Origin of the sequence: Nocardioides sp., assembly GCF_047607365.1 — a bacterium.
In the GTDB taxonomy this organism is placed as follows: Bacteria; Actinomycetota; Actinomycetes; order Propionibacteriales; family Nocardioidaceae; genus Nocardioides.
This window is the reverse complement of the sequence record NZ_JASGDD010000064.1, coordinates 1-5044: the sequence shown is the minus strand read 5'-3', so window position 1 is coordinate 5044 and position 5044 is coordinate 1. Positions and strand designations below refer to the sequence as shown.

Genomic DNA, 5044 nt, shown 5'->3' with positions numbered 1-5044 from the left:
GGCGGCCGGCGGTCCGGCCGACAGCCTGGCGCCGCTGGGGCAGCCGGCCCTGCTCACCGGCCACGCCCGCAGCCTGCTCATCGAGGTCCGGGAGCGCGCGCTGCAGGAGGCCGCGATCAATCCGTGGCCGATCCCCGCCGCGGAGGCGGCGTGAGGTGCCTGTGGCCGACCGGCTCGGCGCGAGCGGAGGAGGTCAGGACAGGGTGAGGAAACCCTGCTCGACCAGCGTGCGGGCGAGCGGGAGGTAGTCCTCGCGGGTGGCCGCGGGGTCGAGGTCGAGAAGCGAGCTGATCGCGTCCAGGAGCTGGCCGAGGGCGAGCTCGCCGTCGCAGGCCCCCACGAGGGCGGCCGTGATGGTGTCCGCCTGGTGGGCACGGCGCAGGCCACGCTGCTGCCGGAGCACGATCGCTCCGGGATCCTCCGCGCCCGGCGCGCCGACGGTCTCCTGCTGGAGGTCGACCGGCGCCACCAGGCGGGAGTCCAGGTCGACCTGGCGCCTGACGGAGTCGCCCCAGGCCGCGATCGCGGGGGCGATGGGCTGCTCGACGTCGTACGGCCAGGAGAGGAGCTCGCGGCGGGGCACGCCCGCTGCGCCGGTCTTGTGCAGGTTGATCCAGCCGAAGCCGATCCCCTCGATGCCGTGGCTCTCCATCCAGGTGAGCCAGGTGTCGTAGCGGAAGGTGTAGTCCGAGGCGCTGCCGCCGCTGGAGGGGTGGTGGCCGGAGTCCTTGAGCCACAGCTCGACGTAGGCCGCCGGATCGAGGATCTCCCGTTGGACGATCAGGGCGTCGGTCCCCTCGCCCAGCCACGCGTCGAGCCGCTCGTCCCAGGGGCGGTCGGCGCTGATCACCCAGTTGGCGAGGATCTGGCACCAGCCGCCGTCGTTGAGGCGGTCGGGAGCCGCGCGGACGATGTCCTCGACGACCCGGTCGCCCGGCAGGCCGGAGTCGCGGTAGACGAGCCGCTCCCCCGTCGCCGGCGAGATGACGAACGGCGGGTTGGTGGCGATCAGGTCGAAGGTCTCAGTCGCGACGGGCTCGAAGAAGGAGCCGCTGCGGACGTCGATCCGGTCGGCCACCCCGTTGAGGGCGGCGTTGAAGCCGGTCATCCACAGCGCCCGCGGGTTGACGTCGGTGGCCACGACCCGGCCCGAGTGCTGGGCCAGGTGAAGCGCCTGCACCCCGCAGCCGGTCCCGAGGTCGAGGCTCGTGCCGACCTCGGTCCGGATGGTGAGCTGGGCGAGGGAGGTGGAGGCGGGGCTGATGCCGAGGACGTAGGAGGCGCCGACGTTCTGCGGGCCTCCGTCGAGGCCGGGCGTGAGGTCGCTGACCACCCAGAGGTCGTCGCCGGACTCCCCGGAGGAGGAGCCGGCGGGCGCGTCGACGGCGTAGGGGCGCACGTCCATGCGCGCGGCGACCTCGCCGATCGACTGGGCGAGCAGGCCGTGGACCGCCAGCTCGTCCACGAGCCCGGGAAGCGCGGCCTCGGCGGCCGCGCCGTCGACCGGCACCTGGAGGAGGAAGAGCCGGATCAGGGTGTCCAGCGGCGAGCCACCGCGCGTGCGCTGCCGCCCGGGGACCGTCTCGTTGCGCCCCAGCGCCGCGTGGGCCAGCGGTCCGAGTCGCTCGGCGACCCCGTCGTAGGTGAACCCGGCGGCGAGGAGCGCGTCGCGCAGACGACGGGGAAGATCGGTCGGCTCAGCCACGCGTCGAGCCTAGGGTGTGGATCAGGCGACGGCGGCTTCGGACGTGGGGAAGATGTCGAACACCTTCGCCAGGCCGGTGATGCGGAAGATCTTGAGCAGCCGCTCGTTGGTGCACACGATCCGCAGGCTGCCGTCGTGGGTGCGGACCTTCTTGAGGCCGCCGACCAGCACGCCGAGGCCGGTGGAGTCGAGGAAGTCGACCTTCTCGAGGTCGACGACGACGCGGTAGGAGCCGGCGTCGACGATCTCGGTCAGCTTGTCGCGCAGTCGCGGCGCCGTGTAGACGTCGATCTCGCCGCCGACCGCCAGTACGGTCACGCCGGAGACGTCGGTCGTCGACAAACTGAGATCCACGCGACTATGTAACCATGCCAGCGTGAGTTCGGTGGCAGAGCTGGTGGACCGGCTCGCCAACGCACCCGGACGATCCGGCCGCCTGACTCACATGGAGCACATTCCCGCCCGCCCCGCCGACACGGTGGCGTGGCCCGGCTGGGCCGATCCGGTGGTGGTCGAGGCCTTCCGAGCGCGGGGCGTCGAGGCGCCGTGGAGGCATCAGGTGATCGCCGCCGACGCCGCCTTCTCCGGGGCCCACGTCGCGATCGCGACGGGCACCGCCTCCGGCAAGTCGCTCGCCTACCAGCTGCCCGCGCTGACCTCGATCCTCGCCGCGCGCGGCGACCGCGGGCAGCGCGGAGCCACCGTCCTCTACATCGCGCCGACGAAGGCGCTCGCACAGGACCAGCTCGCGCGGGTCTCCGCGCTCGGGCTCGACGTCCGGGTCGCCACCCACGACGGCGACGCGTCGCGTGAGCAGCGGGAGTGGACGCGGGCGTTCGGCGAGTACGTGCTGACCAACCCCGACATGCTCCATCGCTCGCTGCTGCCCGGGCACACGCGATGGGCCTCCTTCTTCCGGTCGCTCGCCTACGTCGTGGTGGACGAGTGCCATCACTACCGGGGCGTCTTCGGGGCGCATGTCGCCCACATCCTGCGCCGGCTGCGCAGGATCGCGACGTCGTACGGCGCCTCGCCGACGTTCCTCCTCGCCTCGGCGACGGTCGCCGAGCCGGAGGTGACCGGCCGGCGGCTGACCGGCCTCGACGTCGTCCCGGTGACCGTCGACGGCTCACCGCGCGGCGAGCTCAGCCTCGGCCTGTGGCAGCCGCCGCTCACGGCGTACGCCGGGGAGAACGGCGCCCCGCTGCGCCGCGCCGCGTCGTCGGAGACGGCCGACCTGCTCACCGACCTCGTCGTCTCGGGCGTCCGAACGCTGGCGTTCGTGCGCTCGCGCGTCGGGGTCGAGCAGGTGGCGCTGACCGCCCAGCAGCACCTCGCCGAGATCGACGCCTCGCTGCCCGCGCGGGTGGCGGCCTATCGCGGCGGCTACCTGCCCGAGGAGCGTCGCGAGCTGGAGGAGGCGATCCGGTCCGGCGAGCTGTGGGGCGTGGCGGCCACCAACGCCCTCGAGCTCGGCATCGACGTGACGGGGCTGGACGCGGTGCTCATCGCCGGGTATCCGGGAACGCGAGCGGCGCTGTGGCAGCAGGTGGGCCGGGCCGGGCGCGGCGCTCAGGACGCGCTCGGGGTGCTGGTGGCCCGCGACGACCCGCTCGACACCTATCTCGTCACGCATCCGGAGGCGCTGATCGGCCGACCGGTCGAGGCGACGGTCTTCGACCCGGGCAACCCCTACGTGCTCGGGCCCCACCTGTGCGCCGCGGCCCAGGAGCTGCCGCTGACCTCGGCCGACTTCGCCCTGTTCGGCCCGACCACCGAGGCGGTGCTCGGCCAGCTCACCGCCGCGGGCGTGCTCCGGCACCGGGCGCGCGGATGGTTCTGGACCGACCACCGGCGCGCGGCCGACCTCGTCGACATCCGCGGCACCGACGGCGGGAACGTGCAGCTCATCGAGGGCTCGTCGGGCCGGGTGGTCGGGACGGTCGACACCGGGCGAGCCCACTCGACGGCGCACACGGGCGCCGTCTACGTCCACATGGGCGAGACGTGGCTGGTGGACCACCTCGATCTCGAGGACCGCGTCGCCACGATGGAGCGGGCCGATCCGCCGTACTCCACGACGGCGCGCGAGCAGACCGAGATCCGCATCGCCGCCACCCGCGAGTCGGTCGACTGGGGCGGCTGCCGGCTCTCCTGGGGCGACGTGGATGTGTCGCATCAGGTGGTGTCCTTCCTCAAGCGCCGGATGCCGAGCGGGGAGATCATCGGCGAGGAGCCGCTCGACCTGCCGGTGCGCACGCTGCGCACCTCCGCGGTGTGGTGGACGGTGCCGCCCGGCGTGCTCGACGCCTCCGGCCTGGACCTCGCCGACATCCCCGGCTCGGCACACGCCGCCGAGCACTGCTCGATCGGCCTGCTGCCGCTCTTCGCCACCTGCGACCGCTGGGACATCGGGGGCGTCTCGACCGCGGCGCATCCGGACACCGGGCAGCTCACCGTCTTCGTGTACGACGGGCAGCCCGGTGGCGCGGGCTTCGCCGAGCGCGGCTACCGGTCGGCGCGGCGATGGCTCACGGCGACCCTCGAGACGATCGAGGCGTGCGAGTGCGACGAGGGCTGCCCGTCGTGCATCCAGTCGCCCAAGTGCGGCAACGGCAACAACCCGCTCGACAAGCGGGGCGCGACGTTGCTGCTGCGCGCGCTGCTCGGGAGCGCCTGACCGACATGCCCTGGGGCGGGCCTCCCTGCTGGGCCGGAGCACGTTCCGCGGTGTCCGCGGCCGGTCGGGCGAGGCGAGCGCGGATGCCGAGGATCGCGTAGCGCGCGAGACCCGTGCGTCAATCATCTAGGGTCGGAGCATGCTCGCACTCGGCCTGATCATGGTCCTGCTCGGTGCCCTGCTGCTGGTGATCGGCCTCTTCACCGGAGGCCAGTCCGACGACGGCACGGCCACCCTCCTCGGCATCCACCTCGGCACCGAGGGCGTCTTCGTCGCCGGCGCCGTCGCCGCGGCGCTCATCCTCCTCGGCCTGTCCACCACCCGCTGGGGCGCCGCCCGCGGCTGGCGCCGCCGCCGCGAGCTCAAAGAGAAGCGGACCCGTCTCGACGAGCTCGAGCGCGAGATCCGCAAGGACGAGAGCGACTGACCGGCGAAACCCGGGTCGCGCTTCCCGAGATCCGGGGCGACGCCGCGCGCGTCGCCTCAGGTCCAGCCGGCGCGCGCGACGGCCTCGAGGTCGGCGGGCTGCCCGAGCCAGTGCGGGCCGGTCACGCGGACGCGCACCGTCAGTGCGGTCGCCTCCGCCTCGCAGTCGACCAGCTGCGCGCCGTTGGCCCGCGCCAGCGCGGCCGCAGCGGCGCACGGATCGCCACCCCGGC

At 73.7% G+C, this 5044-nt stretch carries 4 protein-coding genes; 2 read left to right on the top strand and 2 right to left on the bottom strand.

All coding sequences use genetic code 11. The features are described from left to right. Window positions 1–193 precede the first annotated feature (193 nt). Together QM572_RS05520 and QM572_RS05515 are read right to left on the bottom strand one after the other, a co-directional pair. Window positions 194–1705, bottom strand: coding sequence for a methyltransferase (locus QM572_RS05520; RefSeq protein ID WP_415090888.1), 1512 nt, complete (start codon window positions 1703–1705; stop codon window positions 194–196). Window positions 1706–1726: 21 nt separating this feature from the next. Then, window positions 1727–2059 (bottom strand): STAS domain-containing protein, encoded by a 333-nt coding sequence (locus tag QM572_RS05515; protein ID WP_415090886.1) that lies wholly within the window; start codon window positions 2057–2059, stop codon window positions 1727–1729. Between the two features lie 91 nt (window positions 2060–2150). On the opposite strand from QM572_RS05515, the gene QM572_RS05510 reads away from it, so the two are divergent. Next, a complete protein-coding gene (locus tag QM572_RS05510) occupies window positions 2151–4385 on the top strand; it encodes a DEAD/DEAH box helicase (RefSeq protein WP_415090890.1) in 2235 nt (744 codons plus the stop codon). Window positions 4386–4524: 139 nt separating this feature from the next. Next, complete coding sequence (locus tag QM572_RS05505; protein ID WP_415090884.1) at window positions 4525–4812, top strand: hypothetical protein; 288 nt, start codon at window positions 4525–4527, stop codon at window positions 4810–4812. The last annotated feature ends 232 nt before the right edge of the window (window positions 4813–5044 follow it).